Origin of the sequence: Streptomyces otsuchiensis, from assembly GCF_004305975.1 — a bacterium.
GTDB lineage: Bacteria > Actinomycetota > Actinomycetes > Streptomycetales > Streptomycetaceae > Streptomyces > Streptomyces otsuchiensis.
The window spans coordinates 1-1,126 of the sequence record NZ_BHZI01000540.1; the positions used below are offsets into that span (position 1 = coordinate 1).

The window sequence follows — 1,126 nt, forward strand, 5'->3', positions numbered from 1 at the left end:
GGGGGTGGTGCCCTGGAGCAGCCCCGGGTCAGGGCCGTTCGGGCCGTCCCACAGGCTGCGGAACGCATCCCAGACCTCGTTCTCCTGGCGGACGGCCTCCCGCGGGTTGTGCGGCCCGAGATCGGGTGTGCGCTTCGGGCCGTACAGCTCCGTGAGCAGCGGCACCAGCCGTTGGACCAGGCGCTGTTCGGTCTCCAGCCGCCGGATCTCCTGCTGGGTCTCGGAGCCGTCGACCTGGGTCTGCGTGAACCGCTGGGCGAACTGGGTCACCCACTGCTGGTCGTTGCGCATGGGGAAGCCGGTGAAGGGGTCCCGGCCGCCGTTGCTCCCCAGCCAGGTGTTGGTGAGCTGCGCGAAGAACTCCTCCTGGTTGCTGATCGCGTAGTTGGGCTGGGTCCACGTGCCGTCGGACCGCTGGCGCCGCGCGGGGCCGTGTGGGGAGTCGTCGAGCCGCACGCCCGCGCTGTGCGCGGCGCCGATCACAGCGGCGGCGCCGTCCAGGGGATCGCCGTCCTCGAGCCGGCCCGAGGGGCGGGTGGTCAGGACACGGTGGACGGAGTGCGCCAGTTCGTGGGTGAGGACGCTGTACCCGTCGGCGTTGGCGCCGAAGCGGGTGGTGGTGCCCAGCAGGTTCTCCTCGCCGACGGCGATGACGCCGTTCCGCGACTCGACGCCGCGGACCATGTCCCAGTCCTGGCCGACGTGGGTCTTCGTCCCCGCCAGCGAGGCGAACTCGGGCAGGTCGGTGAGCTTCTGGTCCGCCGGGATGATCACCACGCGGGTCCCGGAGAGCAGCAGCCGCTGCGCGACCTCCTTGCTGCGCAGCACATCGGCGATGACGCGGCGTGCCTGCCGTGACGCCGCGGCGGGCTGGTGGACGCCGGGCGGGGCGGTGACCATGAGGGCGGCGGCGACGTGCGCGAAGTGCCGGGTCTTGAGCTGCCGGCCGGCGGTCCCCACCCACGTCTCGTCCTTGGCGTGGGCCGCGCGCTGCGCGGGCGACCACTGCTCGATCTCGGCGACGAGGGGGTGGGTGGAGACCGGGCGCAGCGGGTCGGGCGGGTTCGCCGCGCGGTTCCGGGCGCGCCGCTCGCGTATCTCGGTGAGCCGCTGCTCGGGGGTGGGC

At 73.4% G+C, this 1,126-nt stretch carries 1 protein-coding gene; it reads right to left on the minus strand.

Translation table 11 applies throughout. From position 1 onward, the window contains the following. A partial coding sequence (locus E0D90_RS26920) for a hypothetical protein (RefSeq protein WP_227870519.1) occupies window positions 1-1,126 on the minus strand: 1,126 nt, incomplete at both ends.